Source organism: Arthrobacter bambusae, from assembly GCF_022606295.1.
Taxonomy (GTDB): Bacteria; Actinomycetota; Actinomycetes; order Actinomycetales; family Micrococcaceae; genus Arthrobacter; species Arthrobacter bambusae_A.
Map to the genome: position 1 here is coordinate 24,454 of NZ_JAHHZS010000013.1, position 17,924 is coordinate 42,377.

11 protein-coding genes are annotated in these 17,924 nt (G+C 57.5%); 6 read left to right on the top strand and 5 right to left on the bottom strand.

Annotation, left to right across the window (positions count from 1 at the left end; genetic code table 11):
* Positions 1–36: 36 nt before the first annotated feature.
* Positions 37–177 carry a hypothetical protein gene (locus tag KNN17_RS10905; RefSeq protein ID WP_241709002.1) on the top strand — a complete coding sequence of 47 codons (141 nt, stop codon included), beginning with the start codon at positions 37–39 and terminating at the stop codon, positions 175–177.
* Between the two features lie 454 nt (positions 178–631).
* Here the strand turns inward: KNN17_RS10905 and KNN17_RS10910 are convergent, their stop codons facing one another.
* Positions 632–3,061 (bottom strand): AAA family ATPase, encoded by a 2,430-nt coding sequence (locus KNN17_RS10910; RefSeq protein WP_241709003.1) that lies wholly within the window; start codon positions 3,059–3,061, stop codon positions 632–634.
* Positions 3,062–4,087: 1,026 nt separating this feature from the next.
* On the opposite strand from KNN17_RS10910, the gene KNN17_RS10915 reads away from it, so the two are divergent.
* Together KNN17_RS10915 and KNN17_RS10920 are read left to right on the top strand one after the other, a co-directional pair.
* Positions 4,088–4,867, top strand: coding sequence for a hypothetical protein (locus KNN17_RS10915; protein WP_241709004.1), 780 nt, complete (start codon positions 4,088–4,090; stop codon positions 4,865–4,867).
* A gap of 241 nt (positions 4,868–5,108) precedes the next feature.
* Entirely contained in the window at positions 5,109–5,318 is a 210-nt protein-coding gene (locus KNN17_RS10920; protein ID WP_241709008.1) for a hypothetical protein, read from the top strand.
* 744 nt (positions 5,319–6,062) lie between these two features.
* On the opposite strand, the gene KNN17_RS10925 is transcribed toward KNN17_RS10920, so the two are convergent.
* Positions 6,063–9,293, bottom strand: a complete 3,231-nt coding sequence (locus tag KNN17_RS10925) for a DEAD/DEAH box helicase (protein WP_241709009.1) — start codon at positions 9,291–9,293, stop codon at positions 6,063–6,065.
* Between the two features lie 634 nt (positions 9,294–9,927).
* Between KNN17_RS10925 and KNN17_RS10930 the strand changes: the two genes are divergently transcribed.
* Complete coding sequence (locus tag KNN17_RS10930) at positions 9,928–10,533, top strand: hypothetical protein (RefSeq protein WP_241709011.1); 606 nt, start codon at positions 9,928–9,930, stop codon at positions 10,531–10,533.
* A 378-nt stretch (positions 10,534–10,911) separates the two neighbouring features.
* Here the strand turns inward: KNN17_RS10930 and KNN17_RS10935 are convergent, their stop codons facing one another.
* The 3 genes from KNN17_RS10935 to KNN17_RS10945 all read right to left on the bottom strand — a co-directional run bounded on the left by KNN17_RS10935 (position 10,912) and on the right by KNN17_RS10945 (position 15,784).
* Positions 10,912–11,643 (bottom strand): VOC family protein, encoded by a 732-nt coding sequence (locus KNN17_RS10935; RefSeq protein ID WP_241709146.1) that lies wholly within the window; start codon positions 11,641–11,643, stop codon positions 10,912–10,914.
* A 1,691-nt stretch (positions 11,644–13,334) separates the two neighbouring features.
* Entirely contained in the window at positions 13,335–14,561 is a 1,227-nt protein-coding gene (locus KNN17_RS10940) for a caspase family protein (RefSeq protein WP_241709013.1), read from the bottom strand.
* On the bottom strand, positions 14,558–15,784 hold the full coding sequence (locus KNN17_RS10945) for a hypothetical protein (protein WP_241709015.1): 1,227 nt from the start codon (positions 15,782–15,784) through the stop codon (positions 14,558–14,560). Before KNN17_RS10945 ends, KNN17_RS10940 begins: the two co-directional genes overlap by 4 nt.
* Before the next feature lie 926 nt (positions 15,785–16,710).
* Between KNN17_RS10945 and KNN17_RS10950 the strand changes: the two genes are divergently transcribed.
* A complete protein-coding gene (locus KNN17_RS10950) occupies positions 16,711–17,283 on the top strand; it encodes a type II toxin-antitoxin system RelE/ParE family toxin (RefSeq protein ID WP_241709016.1) in 573 nt (190 codons plus the stop codon).
* Complete coding sequence (locus KNN17_RS10955; protein WP_241709019.1) at positions 17,283–17,588, top strand: helix-turn-helix domain-containing protein; 306 nt, start codon at positions 17,283–17,285, stop codon at positions 17,586–17,588. The genes KNN17_RS10950 and KNN17_RS10955 overlap by 1 nt, the downstream gene beginning before the upstream one ends.
* The last annotated feature ends 336 nt before the right edge of the window (positions 17,589–17,924 follow it).

Genomic DNA, 17,924 nt, shown 5'->3' on the forward strand with positions numbered 1-17,924 from the left:
AAATTGGGTGCTGTTTGCAAGGCCTCTTGGGGTGACATGCAGAAATCCGGAATTACGTTCAACACCAACCGGATGCCGGAGAAGTGGCGCCACCATTTCAAGATCTACCGCGCCAAGATCAGCGTCTATCTGGACACGGCTGACTTCGGGCGCAGGGGATCGAGGAACCTTCGTTAGTCACGAAGACGGGACCGGTAAAATCGGGAGGTGAAGCACTCCGGATCAAGCGGAAGTCCCCGGCGGCCTGCCTTCCCGGCCAGCGAATCAGGGCAGTCGTGCACCGCAGCAGCAAGACGCGGATCAGCTTCATGGCGGAACCCTGGACCGGCGCGGAGCAGGAATACTGGATCGAGGGTTGACGCGGCCGCCGACAAGTACCTTGAGTTGCTGACTGTCGCACTGGAAGACGGCAAGATCATCGGCGACGAAGCGAAAGCACTAAGCAACCGAGGAATTGGGCCAATCTCCCCTCTACACCGTCTATAACGCTCACGCCTGTAGGACGTGATGCATGAAAAACAGGCTCGATGGCAAGGGGAGTTAGTAATCTAGCTATTCCTGGTAGGCGGACGAACCAGCGCACCCCCAGGACAGCCGCGCTCGATGTGACTGGGGGCAGGATGGACCGGCCTCAAGCAATTGCAGCTTCAAGGCTGCTTCCGGAGTTGGGCGCACGGCTTGCTAGAAGCACGGCGTCCAACTCCAACGCAGTACACATGTCCATAAAATGCTTGGAATCATGGTTTCGCATGAGTTCAAACACGGCATGAAGAACGGAAACAGCCTCGGGACGATTGACTCCCCGCGTGGTCTCCACGCGCTCTTGGTGCGAGTATTGATGCAGGTAAGTGACCAATCTCTGACGTGTCAGGCCATCATCAACCTGGTCAATTGCTGCTTGCATCTGAAGTCTGAAATCACCCATTAGGGCGGGGAATTTGAAGCTAAGAAATCCTTCCAACATCCGTCGGCAAATGTTGGGAAGGATGATGGCCGCGTCCATCTCGTGCTCAATTGTGGGTTCGCCTTGGCACGAGATCAGCGTTGAGGCCGCCCTCCAAAACAGATAGTGGTATTCCGATCTCAGGCGTGTACGAAGCGCCTTGTGCTCCTTGTTTTGGTCAGACCCCCAATCGCGCCAGACGGGCACGCGACGTGCAACCCCTACTTCCACTCTCCTGCCCTGAGCCTGTAGCTCGAGAATCTTGAAGCGGCGCCCTTGTTTCATTACGCTGCTTTGGAGCCGATCTAGTTGGTTGGACCAAATCCGGAAAAGTTCGAAGTTGTGGGTCATCAGGAAGACCTGGCCACAGTCGCGGGTGGGCTTCTGGCCGCATGAACAATCCAGTGGTGCTCCGCACGAGCAAATGGAAGGCTGGACCAATTCCGACCAAAGTAGGCTCGACGCGCCGACTGTAAAGTTCTCGTCCAAGCTAGACACGGGATCGTCAATAACGATGATTTGGTCACGACGGCTCCGACCTCCGGTGTTAAGGCTCCGGACGAAGTAGAGCAACGCCAGAGCCGTGCATTCGCCCTCACTCAGGTGCAGAGCCGGCTCACCGTGCCTATATATCGCGTAGCGATTGCCTTCCACAGGCTCCACCCTGAGGTCGGACCTGCCCAGAAGGGTTTGCAGACGGTGGTTTAGCCATTCGGCCGGGGGCGCAGGATCAAGCTCGGCATTTTCTAGCTCAGTGATGACACGCCGAGTATCTTTGATCGCCTTGGCATTGTCTTCAACAGCCATTGCGGCAGCGTCTGCATCATGTAGTGCCGCCATATAGGTCTCTTGTTGCTCACCGATCCAAAAGGCTTCCAGGCTTTGACAAGCCGACTTCCGAACAGCTTCAAACCGGGTACTTCTGTCGTTGTGGGTAGCAAGGAGCTTTTTGAGCGGCCTGACGTCCGGAATCGAAAACGACTTAGTCCGCCAACTCTCCGGAAGAGGAGCCGCAGCATGTAGATGCTGCTGCTTGCGTTCGAGGAACTCCCGGAGCTTCTCCAGTTCGCTAAGATCTATTTGAATTTGGATCTTCAGTGAGCTTCGAAGCAGGTCATATTCGGTCCGAAACTCTGGGTAGAGCAGTCCCGACTCAGGAAAAAGCGCGTGCAACTTGCCTAACGACGCGACCAGGGCTTCGAGCTGTTTGCCGAGCAGGCGTAAATCATTTTGCAGCTCACGCGAGCTGGAGTCGAAGTGGCGGTTTAGAGCCTCTAGGCGCTCTTGAGACAACTCGCCCGTACAGAAGAGGCACACATGCTCATGGTTGTGGAGATCCAGACCTTGTTGTACCCAAGCAGCCCGTTCGGGGTGTGCTGCCAAAGTATCAATGACTCGTGCTGTTGGGATCCGTTCGAAAACACCGCTGATGGTCGAACACGAGAGAGGCTCTATAGCTGAAATCAGAGGTATGTCGACCTCCTTTAGGAACGTGCTCTGAGCTTTCGCTATCTCTTCTTCGGTCCTAAAATCACTGCGCTCCTCAAGCGGCATCGCGAAGGGTAGTCGCTTCAAGACGTTGCGAGCGTCGTAACCTCGACCGTAGCCGTCTACCCCGCCAAGGGTGGACGTAACGAGTGTCCCGATGCTCTTAAGAATGGCGTTAGGAAGCGCCTGCTTGCGCTTGGCTTCTTTCGTCAAAGAGTCGGTTAGGCGCGACAAGTCGTCCAAGCGCGTACGCGCGGCTCGGAGCTCTTTCTCACGGTTCGCGTTTGCCTTGCCGATTGCCAAGAGTGCTTTGGCCTCGCCGACCGAAAAGTCGAAGCAATCGGCAACATAATCCTTGTTGAAGACTGACATCCGATCCCAAAAGGCATCCTCAGAAGATACAACGGTTCTCGTCTCTGTGATTCCCTTACCGGAAACCTCCACAGAGACGCCGGCTTCCCATGCATCGGGTGATTGGGCGGGGGAAAGGAGTGACGCTAAGGTCGACTTGCCAGTGCCGTTGTTGGCATAGATGAGATTGATGTCGCTGAAGCCTGTGAAATCGCTGCTGGGAGACCAGTTCTGAAAGATGCGGAAATTTTTGATGGACCGGACGTTCTCTATGCGCAATTTTTCCCCCGACTTATATGTGCCTGAGTCATCCTAATTCGTGCTGGTGCCGTGTCGACGATGACACGGCGGCATCGGGAAAACTAAGGATGGACGGGTAGATATCGCCGTGGTCAGCTCGGCGTTCTCGCAGCTACTTTCACTCCCGTGGTTTGAACGCCGATACCGAAGATTCTTTAGGGCTGGGGCAGTGGCGACTTTAGAGGGTATTTCAGAAACGGTAGTTGGGGTGTCACCACAATGGTCGGGCTCGTGTCGCCCGGCAGCACGGTGAAAATCGTGGATCACACCCACGTGGACACCATGCAAAACGTCCGTTCGCACCTTCATTTTTCTGCCTATGCTCTCATGGGACATGAGCAATCATCAGCCCGGGACCCGAGGCGTGTACGCAAGAAACTTGACAGGATCCAGTATGGTCAAAGTTAGAAGAAGCTGCCCTCCTCCCAGCGCAAGTTTCGATTCTGCAGTACTCGAGGACCGGAGCTGCAGGCCGACCCGCGGCGCTGAATTTGCCTGGCGATAGTCACCCGAACCCTCGACTTGCAAGTGACACGGAAGTCGCAGGAACATCGGGCATAGCTTAAGAGGGACCCCTGCCTGCCGCAGGGGTCTCTCTTTGCGAAGGCCAGAAGCACTGCTGATGATCCGCGTGCACAGTTAAATTTGGAGCGACTGCTAACTTAAGGAGTAGATACGAACGTGCGCTGTTACGCGTAACCAAAAACCTATTGACACGACCCGCCACCATGATTCGTATAGGTAGCCTGATAGCAGCCTTCAGACCGTGTGATCATCGCCGTTGAATTGGTAACGGCATACGGGGCATACTGCCTCAACAACCTTCAAACCTCTGCAACAGCAGGGGTTTTTGTCTTTTAAGCACCGAAAGGAGCCAACCTCTATGCCCTAAGTCAGCCTCAAAATCATGACCCCTAAAAGGACCGTCCCCTGGACGGTCCTTTTCTTTTGCCCTTATCCGAAACTTCCGGGCGCCGCAGACGCCCTCAGACACAGAAGGTAACCATGAAGTCACACCCATATCCACGCTTCATCGACTGGACCGCGGCGACTTACATCGAGGAACGCCAACTGGGCACCGGGCAGTCTCGGCCGGTACTCACTTGGCTAGGGGCCCATGGCATTACAGCCGCAAGGGTCGACGCCTTCCTGCGGCTTAGCGGCCATGACCCCGCGACGATGCCCAACGCGCTTGTCATAGACATTCTGGAGCTCAGCAACTCAAAGGTCCGCCAAACGCTGAAAGACGAATATCTTCTCGATGCGCTGCTCCATACGTGGAGCTCCCTGGCGGATGTCTACGGCAGGGCCGCCACCCCGGCCAACCGCGAAGTGGCCAGACTCCAGCTGATGGTTGAAGCCGGCCACGCGCTCATCATGGCAGAAGGTACGGGATACCCCGGAGAAGAGACATTGCTGAGGAGGTACTGGCTGGAGACCGAGCTGTTGGACCTTTCCCAGATTCACAAAGGCACAGCTGGTTTCAAAGATGTCGGCAGTGACCTCGAGTACATCAAGCGGCAGAGAAAGGAGCTTCCACAGCGGCCAACTCCTGTGCAGCTCTCACAACAGCAACAACCTACAAAGCCGACTTCAGCGCACAGGAGGGCGCCAAACGGTTCGGCAAACCCGCGCCCTGGCGCCTTCACGCCTGCCCAGGACCCGGATCGACTCCCGCCCCTGCCGACCAGCGGCCGCCATTGGCGTAAGCCCTCTGCAGATCTGAACGATGGACTGTACGGAAACTGGCGCGACCATTGGGACAACACGTTGCCCGAACGGTAAAGCATGCGACTCCAACACCCGCCGCTTACTTCGCGACCGGCGGGGTAACGGCGCCCCCGTCCCGCCCGTTCGCGCGTTGACACCGCCCCTGATATTTGTCAGGCGATGTCGGCGGAAGGCCTGAAATTGGCGGAACTCCGGCCAAATAGCGGTTGGTCGAAGTTTCATGAACATCGCTGCAGGGTAATCCTTGGGGCTGTCTGGGAGCGCGGGGGAGGGGAGGGGCTTACTCCAAAGCTGCGTGGCGAAGGTACTCTTCGCCGTCTACACGAGCGAACCCTGCCAGCCCGGGCAGGCCAGACCGCAGACCGGCACCATCCCCGCGCTCACAGGAGTCCTCGCCGAACAAAGCATTGCCATCCGCGACGGCTTCTTCATCGGCGACGAATCATTCTCCCCCTACGACGGCGACCCAAGCACCAGCCTCGCCCTGCCCGTCAGCTCCACCTAGACCAGCGCGATCAACGGTCCTGTCCGGGTTCTCGTGGTTCTGCCCGGCGAGAGATGGCGGACGGGAAGTCCCTTATCGGCAAGCGGAAGACGGGCTAAGCCCGGTCGGCATCGAAGAGATGGAGGGAACTGGGTAGTGCCTATTTCAGGATCCCGGATACAACGCTTCCAAGTGGAAAGTAGTGGGTCTGCCGCGCACCGGACTGGTGTGCGGCGCCTGGTCGGTGTTGCTGTGTGGAACAAGAATTGGGGGTGTTGACACTGTCAACACATTTGGCTTTGGACTGAGCCGTAAATCGGCCGGATTGGCTCGTACTCGGCATGTTTTCGGGAGTTTCCAGTGTTTTCAAGGGCCGGAATGCGGTTCGAGTCCCACCTCGGGCACAATGTTGTCGCAGGTCAGGGGCCTATTTGGCCCCTGACTGTTGACAAAACTTGACTTATTGCTGTGGTTGGGTGTAGAAGCGGTGCCACAATTCGCGCCGCTCGGCCCATTTGAAAGTCGGCATACGCCATCGTTGTTTGACGTTTCTGGCGACGCGCAGCATCCTGCAGGTGCCGCGGGTGAACTCTCGGATCATGGCTCGCAAATCATGACTGTACCGACGGCGGGACGAGCTGTTTATCTGATTTACATCGAGGTGCATAGACTCTCCGCGATAAGGCCGTGGCTCCGGGCATACAGCCTTTCGGCAAGCAGCTGATCCTCGCGCCGCGTTTAAGATGGAAGTACTGCCCTGAACTATTAATTGCTGCACCACACGATAAGTGGCGCTTTGATCGTAGTTTTGAGATATGCCTGTGTGGATGCCAGCAAGTCGAGTTGCTGGGATGATGCTTTGGACGCGGACAATCCAGGCTGGACGATCACGATCTCCATCCGCCGGGGCAACACCATGGCCTTGTCCTGAAGTTGGTAAAGCCTCCTGATGTCACCTACCTCAAATGGGCTACTGCCCTCCCTTTTTTCCTTCTTTCTTGCACGATCGAGAAGTGTCGTAAAGAAGGGGGCAAGGTCGCTACGGCGCCACATGACCGATTTTTGGGCTTGCCCGCAGACCTCGTACAAATCCGAAACGCGCGCGCCAGGTACGCCGGCGTGCGCGTACTTGCAGTGGATCAGCCGGACAAGTAGCCCGTGCTCATCGATTCGCATTGCCACTACGTCGGCTATTTCGCCGGAGCCGTCGTCGTCTATTACGACGTCCCAAGGTTCGATATCCGCCTTGAGTTTCGCGATTGCTTTGAACTGGATCGAGTCGGTGCGTCGTTCCTTAGTCTGGGATTCACGGTTGAGCTTCGTACCCTTCCAATCGAGGGCGATGAGGGTTGATGAATCGAACGGTTCCTTATCCCAGGTCGGCCGGAGAATCATGTCGTCTTCGATGATTCGGTCATCGTCAAGCGTGAGAATTAGCCCGGTGTCGTTGAGCCAATCGCTGAGCCGCGTTTCGGAACGTGAGCGGACGACCATGACTTCTTCGGTTGAGTCGGTGCTGTAAATCAGTCGACCCTTTTCCACTGTCGCCTCGTAAGCGACTTCCCAGGCCCCTGTTTTGACGGCGAAGCGGAACGGACCTTCTTGAGAAGCCGTATCTGGAACGAGATCCGTGTACGCAAGTTCGTGGGATTTGCCCCCGTACGACAGATGAAGGTTATCAGCCCGGAGCGCGTAGATTTGCCAGGGCCAGTCCAAGGCAATGAGGACCCCTTCTGGTCGTTCTTTTATGGGAATTGGAAGGATGAACTGGCCGATGACCCGGTCTATGTTGATGCTATCGTCGAGGAGTTTCGAGCCGATGTCGTCGCACCAGTCACGCCAATGTTTCAGGCTCTTGGCTGTTGTGTGAGACCAAATACGGCCTTTGAGTGAGGCGCTGATGCTGACGCGTTCACCATTGCGGAAACCACCTCCGGAGATGTTTGTCTGAGTCTTCGTTCCAGCTTCCGCTTGAGAAAAGCTGGCCGTTACGTCGGAGCCCGCATGCATGGAGAATCGCCGAAAGCGATCGTGAGCGTCCAACACACCGACATTGGTAGGGATCAGGCGCTCTATGTCCGCCATAACGCGGTAAACAGTCGACCCGGTGAATCGCGACGCATCCTCGCCTGCGACGGCGCACGCAAGGTCTTCGAATACTCCGTCGTTGGCGGAGTTGTTGATGTAGAGCAGCCGGCGATCATGGTCGAAATACAGGATGTAGAGGTCATAGGTGACCTCCTCGATGGTTTGCAGAACTCCCCATCGAACGTCGGTGCGGTTCTCGACGACGCACCAAGCTATTCCCGCCTCTTTGTTAAGACCTATCGGGGTAGTCAACAGATTGACTTCTCCAAAAAAATCAACGATGTTCTCGGGCTCCCAGAGTCCGTGCGCAGTCCGGTATACCACCGTGCTCATCTTTGGAAGCAGGCTTCGAAGCGTCACTTCCTGCGGCAGGCTTGTGAACCCGTACTCAAAGTCGCTAACTTGTTGTTGCTCTCCCACCGCCTCCTCGGTGAGATTGCGAAGCACAACGTTCCAGTCAGAGTCTTCGGAATAAAGGCTACGCAGCCTTTTGTCTACCTCGAAGTCCTTCCGAGCCACGAAGATTGATGCCTGCCCATATGCCCCGTTCGTCGACGTACGAGCGAAGCGGCCGATAAACTGCAGGGTTACACCAAGGCTTTTCTGGGGATCGTGAACCGCAGCCACTTTCAGAGCTGGGAGGTCAAATCCTTCGCCGAGCATGTTTACGCAGATGATGACCCGCGACTTGCGCGTTTTCAGCTCGGTAAGGGCCTCCGTCTGGTGCTTCTTCGGCATCTGGCTGTTGATGATGACTGGGTGAAGGTCCGGGGCGATTTTGTCGTAGTAGGGTTTGACAGCCTTTGCCCGAGCTATGCTGCCAACGCGGGCCATCAGAACGTGGTCTGAACCTGCCTTCAGGTCTGTACGCAACCTCTCTATGCTGCGCACAGCTAGGGCGCTATCGATGTCTCCAAAATCGATGACGCTCGTGTAGTCGATCTTGGAGAAGTAACCCTGGGCTTGTGCCTCTCGTAGTGGGAAAGAGTAGAGGACTCGCCCCTGGAGATGTTTTCCGTCTTCGCGGAACGGAGTTGCAGTGAACTGAACCACGCGTTTGTCAGCGAATTGCTCGCGAATCGAAGCCCAGGTTTTGGCGGCGACGTGGTGGGCTTCATCGACGAATAGGTGTGTGCAAGAGTCGAGGATTGCTTTGCGCGCATGGTCTTGGCAAGCATCGAGTGCTTGAGGGGTGGTGACGATGACGTTGCATGACCGCGCAAACGCTTCGGCGACGGCAGGTGTAGCGAATCCGTGTTGAATCTGTCCCACTGCGGGTCGGATGGCGGAGGGGGTTACGATGCCGAGTTCCTGAAGGACTCCAAGTGACTCAAATTTGGTGGCAACTTGTGTACGCAATGCGTCGGATGGAACGACCACCAGAACGCGCTTTGGGCGGGCCGCCACGAGGAGCGCAAGCATGGTTTCAGTCTTGCCAGTACCTGTGGGCATCACCACAGTTGCCGGCGTTGAGCTATTGGTTGTCCAGTATCCGAGTACTGCATGCATTGCACCCAGTTGAGGTCGTCGAAGTCCGGGTGCTTGGTCCGTGCCTTCAGCAAAGGTGATTGCGCCTTCGTAGCTTGCAAGGACCTTCTCGGGATCGTTCCGACGGAGCTTAGCCGACTTGATCCACGCGCTCGTGGCTATGGAATCGCCAGGCTTGGAACCAATGGGGAGTCTGGCCCAAATCGTCGGCGGTTCCTCAAGTCCCTGGCTAGTTGCTGCTGGCCAAGTTCCGTAGTTGTTCTGAACGCGAAGATCGCCCTCAACGCCATGGACTTGCGTGAAGAGCCCTGCGGGTATCAGCAGTTGCTTTACGACGTTACCGTCGAAGGCTTCCGGCGTCGCCCAGACTTTTGGATTTCGCCACCCTGCAGATGACCGCCGCTCATCGGTTTCGTCCATTGTGCGCATACCCCTTACTAGCATTGTTAGGCGCCCGCGCCCAGATACTGAAAGACTAATCGGTGGCGGTCCGCCCCAATACCTGATGTCGAGGTGGGCCTCTTCGCGTGTGGGCCAGGAACAAAAGAACCCGCTCCAATTTTGATCGACGAAGGTAAACGCAAGCCTTCAACTGGGAAGTAGAAGACAATTTCAGGTTCAGGCTGTGGGGTCTTGAACTGGATGAACCTTAGCGCGCTGCTGTTTCACCTTCGACCCCTCCAACGTGCTGCTCGATGCAGATTCGTACACTGCGACTGTTGAGGACAAATTCGCCGTCGGTCGCCAAAGCGCGGTCGCGCTCGACGAATTCCCGACTCTCCTGCAAGCCGTCGAGGATTCATGAACCGGTATGCGTCTGATCGCCGAACCAATCAGCGAAACGCAGGATGCCTCCGAGCGGGAACTCCATCTGTTCGTTGGAGGACTGAACGCGCAGATGTAAGCGACCCGGCACTCTTCGTGCCAAACACCTAGAGTATGTCCGACAAACATATTCAGGACTGAAAGGCAGTTTATGCCACTCCGAGAGCCAACCCGATCAGAAGCGGTCGAGTACGCGCGTAACGACCTCCCCGGCGACGTTGCTTGGCATGTGGAATACTTCGACTTCATTAGTGACCTAGAGCTTCGCCAGCGGATCGGGCAAGAGTTCTACGCCGCGAGATACCTCTACAAGCTCTGGGAGGGGTTGAGGGTCGACGAGAATTGGGCGAGGCAGGCTCAGGTTCAGTTGCAGGTCCAGCAGTATGCATCCATTTACGAGGCATCCATTCACCACCTACTGTTCGTCGAGGCAGCGGACGCGCCTGAGGTTCAGCGCCTCTTTGAGTATGAGACCTTGATCGAGCGCCAGCTGCCTGGTCACATCATGAACCGAATTCGGGGGCTCAACGGGGGCGACTCCGACAGTATCATTGGGGCGGTGCGCGTAACGCGCCGCACGCGGGATTCGAAGATCAGATTCGATAGCAAGGTGGCTGCGGCTGTGGGATTGGGAATTATCGACGAGGGACTCGGTAAAGAGATAGCCGGCTACTATACGGCACGGAATTACATCCACATCCACGCGGCGCTGCGCCAGGCCGATCTCGAATGGCAGATTTCATTCGCCCGCGATGCGTATCGGCGCCTACAGCCTTTCAAAGACCAGGTGTCGAAATGGCTGACCGAGCGGGCATCGGCCAACGGGCACAGTTAGGGGCTCTGAAGGGATTGTGCGTTAGGTCGACTTGGCTGAGGATTCCCGGCCGCACTAAGAAGGGAGATCGATTCCTTGTGGACGTCGAACCTTTTATCGGTCCGCCCAGCTAACAGTCCGGAATTGCGGCCGGTCGGGGACACGCAATCGGCCCGCGTTGGCCGCTTGTCGCTGAGCGAACCACGCCGTCGGTTAAAGAGGTACCGCCAGGTTGAACACAAAGATCCGCGCGGCAGCTGGTGTCATAGGCGAAGTCGACCAACCCGTTCTGACAATAGACATCAACGGACAGCAGACGATCCTCGATGGAGTAATTTAAGGGCGCCGCCGTCAGATCCAGAGTGTTGAACGCACGCGCCACGGACGTCACGATGAAGGCTAGTAGACGTCGCTTTCGATGAGTCTGAAGACCGCGCCCGTTGGGTCGGTCAGGGTGGACATCTGGCCGTAAGGAGTGTCCTCAGCCGCCTGGACGACCGTGGCGCCCAAGGAGACAGCCTGCTCGATGGTGTCATCGACCTTGTCCACGGCGAAGTAGACGCCCCAGTAGGACGGCACCTCCGCGGGGAGGAAACCGGAGGCATCCATGATGCCTGCCTTCGAGTCGTCGCCCGCCCCGAGCGTGGTGTAACGGAACTCCGGGGTATCGCCGACGACCGTGGTTTCCCAACCGAAGACGTTCTGGTAGAAGGCGACCGCGGAATCGTATTCCTTGGCGAAGAGCTCGTGCCAGACGGGGGAACCTACCGCGCCAACAAGCTGAAAGCCCTTCATCTCGCCGAACTGCCAGGCACCGATCGCCGCTCCGGACGAATCCGCGTACATGGCCATGGTCCCCTGGTCAGGCACCTCCATGGGTTCCATGTAGACCTGGCCGCCGTTGGCGACGACCGCTTCAGTGGTGGCCTTGATGTCTTCAGTGCGAAGGTAGGTGGACCAGACATCGGGCATCTGGCCCATGTCTTCCTGCTTCTGCATGATCCCGGCCACCATGCTTCCGTCCTTCGAGGCCGTAATGTAGCCGCCGTACTTCTCCTGGTCCCCGGTCTCGTAGGTCCAGCCGAAGAGCGTGTTGTAGAAGGACTTTGCCTTCTCCGGGTCCGAGGTCATCAGGTCGATCCAGCAAGGCGAACCGGGGGTGATGTCAGGGGTCCGCCCATAACCAATATGTCCTCCGTTCTCTGACCAGAGTGTTGTGAGCTCGGTATGGGGATCGGACAGCCTGTGGTCGACCGCAGCATCAGCTGGTTGCTCATGCCACACCTCCATGCTCTGACGATGGGGTTCTCCAAAATTCACCGGCTGCCCAGGGTACGCTGCTTTTGCCGATTGTTGACGAAGGTGGGACGTGAATGTCATGAAGTTCAGGCCCAGCTTCTCAAGGGCGAGATTCAGCACCGAAGACGGTTCGTCAGTACGCCCGTCCAGATCTACCTTCGTACGCGCACTTTCAGGGGCGCGGTGCAGCGCTCCGACTTCCTCATTGGTTAGGTCTGAGGCTTGTCCCACGAATCGGATCCTGCGGCCATCCGAGGGCACTCCGGTCTTCAAAGCGAGAGACGGTTCCGAGGGATGCTCGCCATAAAAGGTCGTGTTGGTCTGGCTCCAATCGACTGCGCTTGCGTAGCGGCGAATGCTAGCCAGTGCACGGCCCACACGATCGTCTTCATTGACCTCGGTGTCTGAGGTCCTTCGGCGTATTAGCTCCAAGCCGTCGATTAGCAATCGAATGCCCTGAGTATAAGTTGGGACGCCACGATCAGCCGCTTCAAGTAGCCGGTGGTTGGCCAGTTCCAACTGCGTTCGATCACGTGAACGCAGTAGCTGCCAGGCGTGGACTAGAGCGGCATCCGGCAGCCAGTACATCCAGTTTGCGAAGTTTTTCGGCCAGTCATGGAGCCTTGCATCGGCGCCCTCTCGGAGAAGATAGTAGCCGCCGATGGCGGCACCCATTGGGCTCTCCAATTTGTGCAATAGTAGATGCTCGGCCGCGCGAACAGCCACATCAGAACCTTGAGGGAACTCGCGTGGCGGGACCATGTCGTGAAACTGCAGGGCCTGGTATTCGACATTTGCCCACATGCTTTGGGCCGCGTCCGACCGTCCGCCGTGCATGTAGTGGAGCAGTGTCTCCGCGGTCCACTCCGTGCTGAAGACTTTGGCGGTCAAACCGCCATCAAGAACGTTTGGTGAGCGGGAGGGCCTCACCAAGATCTGAATCGGACCGAAGGTAGGAGGCAACGCGATGAACCGCCAGGGAACGAATGGGCCCCCTATTTGAAGCAGGCGCGGCCGCAGGGCTTCCTCCTGTGCTGGCAACAGTTCGAGCAACCCGGCGTGTTCGTCGATGCGTTGCCAGCTCGCCCAGCTCGCATTCTCGCTCACCTCCCAACGCGCATTGTGCCCGGACTCCATATCGGCGGACCCAAACAATTCCCGATTCCGCCGATCTACCCATACACGCAACCACGTAGCGGGAAATCGACGTAACAACACTTGGTCCACGTTCTCGTCGAACTCTCCAAGAAAGCGCGGCCAGGCGAGCCATTCTTGGCCTGGATCGGAAAGGCGAAGCAGGACAAAGCCAGCCTTCAGTTCCGTGACTGTTGCGACGGAACTGACGGTTTCCCCTGAGGGTGTGCGGGCGCGCACCCGATATGTCCCCGATTCCACAGTAAATGTGGCTTCCCCACGGATGGACGCCCATCTGGACTCAAGACGGTCATCGAGGATTTCTACCGCAACGGGAATGTCCTCGCGCTGAAGATTCGGTATCTCGACGCAGATTCGCAGCTTATTCATCAAACTTCCTCACAGCTGAGGGGGTGCGGATCCGGATCCGGACCTGGTGGTGTAATGACCACTTCAACGGTTTGCGCTCTGAATCGACCTTTCGGGAAGTCTGCTCGCAGATCGTATTTTCCAGCTGGAACGCCATCGATCCACCATCCGTCGCCGTTGAGAGTGCTGTCCGGTCCACCCGAAAATTGCCACACGAGCGCAGGGTCAGTCGAAGCGATTAACGCCAGATTCGCTTCCAGGGCGGCACTGTCCGGTACTAGCCGTACCACGACAGGCACGAGCGGGGGGCGGTCAGATTCAAGGAGTATTCCCTTTCCCTTGGACCAAAGCAACATCGACTCTTGACGGTTTCCCCCATCAATTTTGGGAAGAAAGTCCATGACGTCATTTATCGACTCTTGGAGGTGGTCAATACGGATAACCCATTGGCCGCTTCGGCGTTGGGAGGCAAGTCCTTTCAGGCATCGGACAAGTGCCTCAGTGAATCGGCTGACTTGCCCAATAGTTCCGTAAGCGCTATTGCCGTTCGCTGCTGCATGCAGTGCCAAACCACCAGGAGAAGTTAAAGTCGTCGTCTGGTCGTCATCGAAGATCCTTGCTCCCGAGGTAAGTAGCTTCGGAGGGTCGGGGGGCCTGGTGCTGCACGCATCTATGAAGAACATCTGCAGGCCAGCTGAGCAAGACTCCTCCATTCCACGCCGCATAGCGCTGAAATTGAAAGCGCCATCAAAGCGCGGCCGTTTGGCCCCATAGTCCTCGGCCAGGAGAACGTTGGCATCTTCCAGAAGGACACCGTGGCCGCAGTAGTAGAAGATAGCGACGTTGCCGGGATGTTCATGGCATCGATCTCTCCACCGCCAGAAGGCATCCTCGAGATTATCAATTGTGGCTGGCTCGATAGGCCACGACCGGGTTCCGTCAGGGGAGAGATACTCAACCTCACTAGAGGGTCCACTGTCATGCTCTGCCAAGGACGGACGAGGCTCCGATAGCAAAAGCTCCACTGTGCCGAGCTCGGCAGATGAATTGTGGAAGTCCTTGAGAAGCCAATCCGTGAAATGTCGGGCTGAGATGGTCGGCGAGGTAAGTTGGCCCAGACTAAACAGGGGGTCATTGCGCTTGGGTTGGGCTCCTTTCCTTAAATGACGGTAAGCGCCGACCCCGACAACCAGTGCATGGGTCCGGGGCTGGCCGGGCTCCCCTGGAGTCAGCTCAACTGTTGTCATCGGCAATCGCTCCCCAGGCGTTCGGCGAGCCGTTCATGGAAGGACGGTTGTGAGAAGTAACTGGAGTGGGCCGCCAAAAGGGGCTTGCCTGTGGAGAAAGCATAATCCTTGGTGCCTGAAAATATGCCTTCAGTCGCAAAGCCGAGGACATCCTGTTCGTCAAAGACGTTGATCCAGCAATCGACGTTGGCCGGGCGCGAAATCTTGTCCAAGCCCGGATTGAATCGGGTGTCCGATGTGTGCTCGGTGAATAGTTTCATTTCCTCGAAGACAGTGACTTGAGAGCCGACCGTCACCAGTGCATCGATCCTGATGTCTGGCCTAAAGTTGGTCAATATGTCGTACAGAATCACGCCGCCCATGCTGTGACCAATTACGTATAGCCTCTTCCCTTCCTGTCCGCGCAAGTTGTCGGCACGCTCAAGGTCGCTAAGAATTCGGCTGACGATTTGACCCGGCTGATCGACCGTCCCGCGGAAACGTAGATAAACAAAAACATCGCCGAAGAAACGTGCCAAGCGTCGATGCAGCTCCGCGCGATTCCTACTCACAAAGGCAGCACCTACCTTTCGTCTGGCAGCGTTTGTCAGGCCCGGCAGCCGTTTACGGACGAGTTCAATACCCGCTGTGAGCTTAGATGATGCGGTTCCACCGAACGCCTCCTGTTGGCTCGATGTATCAGAATCGGCAGATGTTGGGAGAGTAAACTCCTCTAACTCGTTTCGGAGCCGGCTGATGAACTGCGGGTCTGTCCCGACTTGTCCAAGCCATGCAGGCCGAGGGTTAAGGTGTGCATACTGGGCAGCGGCAGCGCCTGCCGCTGCCCAGGCGGTCGCCTCTTCAACATTTGGCGTACGAGAAGAGGAAGCCGCCCAGAGGAGGTCAATTGCGTCAATCAATGTGCCACGCCGCGCTGTCTCTAGCGCGACCAGCCCGGGGGAGGACGGATCGGTGACCACCTCATCCAAAAGGAGAGACAGTGCCTCGTCTTCCGGCCCGAACGTCTCCTGCTCCCCACGAGGCAAGCCCGCATGATTCCAAGGGAATGAGGCACCGAGATCCCCCCAGTACGGATTGAAAATCGCCATCTTGGGGGATTCGGATACTGCATCCCTGAAGGAAATTTCCCTGAAAAGCGCGTCCCTGGATCTGACAGACGATTCGAATTCGGCAGGGTCGTCTTCACATCTGACGTTCACTCCATGGACAAATACGAGTGGCATTTCAGTCTCCAAACCACGACTCAGGTCTCAGCCACGAGAACGAGACGAAAATCGCCGACCGTGTCGAGACCCGGACATTGCCGTTATGCGATTAGGAGCCTCGCGCCCGTAATCTCCACTTATACACCTGACTGCGCATCTGAAACACCGGCTCGGGCAGAAAATACGAGTCCGTGTGTGGAAGACGCCGTTCGGTACTGAGTCCACAGTGACGATGTTCGCGCCAGTCGCGGGTGCGCGAATTGAACCGATCGGCGTTTCCGATTCCTGCGGCCGAAGTTTGGTGACAACGCTGTAAGGATCGTCGGAATTGTGCTGGGCAGATGACTGTTCCTCCTTCATGAAGGAACATTGCGCGCGGTCCGCAGCCTTGCTGTGAGACGCCGGATTCGACCTTTTCTTGGGCCTCATCACCCTAGTTGGCGCCCAGTACGGCGCCAGGCCTATTGCCGCACGTTGCCAGCCTGATTTTTGTCACCACGGAATCGGGCTGGCAACGGGACGAGCAGTCGCCCGACACGCGCTGGGCTGAGGCGGTTCTTCTTCCGCCGGACATTCGCCCTGAAGCTTCTTGCCCCAGACGAAGGAGAGCGTGGTCCCCGCAACGCGGATCGGCTGCCGCGGCTAGGTGCGGTCAACACGATTCCGGAGAGACCGGCTCGCGGGTGATTAGTCGTTCCGGTGGTGCGACGCTAGGTTCGCTGAACCAGCATCTGGCTCGCCGGGTGATGCGAGAAACATTTGGAGCACAGTGTCGTCCAGGTGACCGGCGACGGTGCGGCGGGTCGCCCGAAAGTCCGTGCTCCTGCTCTTTCTGGTCGTGCTAGCGGCGGTGGTGGCCATGCCTGTGGTCTACTGGGCGTTGGATAGACGCGGCCGCCGTCGGATACCGCGCCAGGCTCAGGCCTGGGGTGGAAGTGATCCCAATGGTGATGATCCACGTGCGCAGCGCGTTCGTTGGATCTTGCAACATCTGGTCCCAGGGGATGCACGTGCTTACCGCCCGGGACGCCATGGAACGGATCGGCGATACGATCGCGGGATCGGTCGACCTCTGGCAAGACAATCCCGCCGTACGGATGCGTGCGCCTCCCGGTGATATAACTCTTGAGTTGTATACCCTGTGGGTTGTATCATGGGCTTTGGTGTGGAATGTTGACCTCGACTTCGTGGAGCCGTGGCTGCTCGGGCTCGATCAGGACTCGTACGAGCAAGTGATTGCCGCGTTGGAACTTCTTGCCGAGCGTGGTCCGCACCTTGGCAGGCCGCTGGTCGACACGGTGGTTCGTTCGCGGCACAAGAACATGAAGGAACTTCGGCCGGGGTCGAGCGGCCGGTCGGAGCTGCGGATCTTGTTCGCCTTCGACCCGGAACGGCATGCGATTTTGCTTGTCGCAGGTGACAAGGCCGGTAACTGGAGCAAGTGGTACAAAACGAATATCCCGATTGCGGATGATTTGTTCGATGATCATCTGAGGATTCTGAAAGGAGGATCGTAATGGCAAAGACTATTGAAGAGATGCTGGCGAAGCGGCCTGTCGACCGGGTTGCCGTGGAGGCCCACAAGAAGCATCTGCTCGATGAGGTCCGGGCCTACCGGCTTCGGGAGCTCCGCGAGGCCTCGGATCTGACGCAGGTCGAGCTGGCTGCGCGCCTGCACGTCAGCCAGAACAGGGTGTCCCGCATTGAGCACGGCGACATTGACCGTGCCCAGGTCGATACCTTGCGGAAATATGTTGAAGCGGTCGGTGGCCGGCTTCGTGTCGAGGTTGAACTCGGCGACGAACGGATCCAGATCGCCTGACCTGACAACCCGGACCATTGCTCAGGCACCCCCTGGTTTCGCCGGGGAGCAGGCTCAATGGGGGTAAAAAGGAAGTGTTGACAATGTCAACACTTGTGGCGTCGGACTGGGCCGTACTGACGCCGGACTGGCTCGGATTGCCTATGTTTTCGGGAGTTCCCTCTGTTTTTAGGCGTTGGAATGCGGTTCGAGTCCCACCTCGGGCACGGCATACCCCCTCGTCAGAGGGGGTTTTTGCTTTAACGTGTGTACATTCTGGCGGGGCGAATTCTGCGGGTCCCTCGGACGTTGGCCGCGGCTTGTGCTTGGCGCCGCGGTGGCCTGTTCGGTTGTGTG

Excerpts from the sequence above, each read along its gene's own strand:
- KNN17_RS10905 (WP_241709002.1), top strand. The coding sequence starts at position 37 with ATGCAGAAATCCGGAATTACGTTCAACACCAACCGGATGCCGGAGAAG.
- KNN17_RS10915 (WP_241709004.1), top strand. The coding sequence starts at position 4,088 with ATGAAGTCACACCCATATCCACGCTTCATCGACTGGACCGCGGCGACT.
- KNN17_RS10925 (WP_241709009.1), bottom strand. The coding sequence starts at position 9,293 with ATGGACGAAACCGATGAGCGGCGGTCATCTGCAGGGTGGCGAAATCCA.
- KNN17_RS10935 (WP_241709146.1), bottom strand. The coding sequence starts at position 11,643 with ATGACCTCGGACCCGGAGAAGGCAAAGTCCTTCTACAACACGCTCTTC.
- KNN17_RS10940 (WP_241709013.1), bottom strand. The coding sequence starts at position 14,561 with ATGACAACAGTTGAGCTGACTCCAGGGGAGCCCGGCCAGCCCCGGACC.
- KNN17_RS10945 (WP_241709015.1), bottom strand. The coding sequence starts at position 15,784 with ATGCCACTCGTATTTGTCCATGGAGTGAACGTCAGATGTGAAGACGAC.
- KNN17_RS10950 (WP_241709016.1), top strand. The coding sequence starts at position 16,711 with ATGGTGATGATCCACGTGCGCAGCGCGTTCGTTGGATCTTGCAACATC.
- KNN17_RS10955 (WP_241709019.1), top strand. The coding sequence starts at position 17,283 with ATGGCAAAGACTATTGAAGAGATGCTGGCGAAGCGGCCTGTCGACCGG.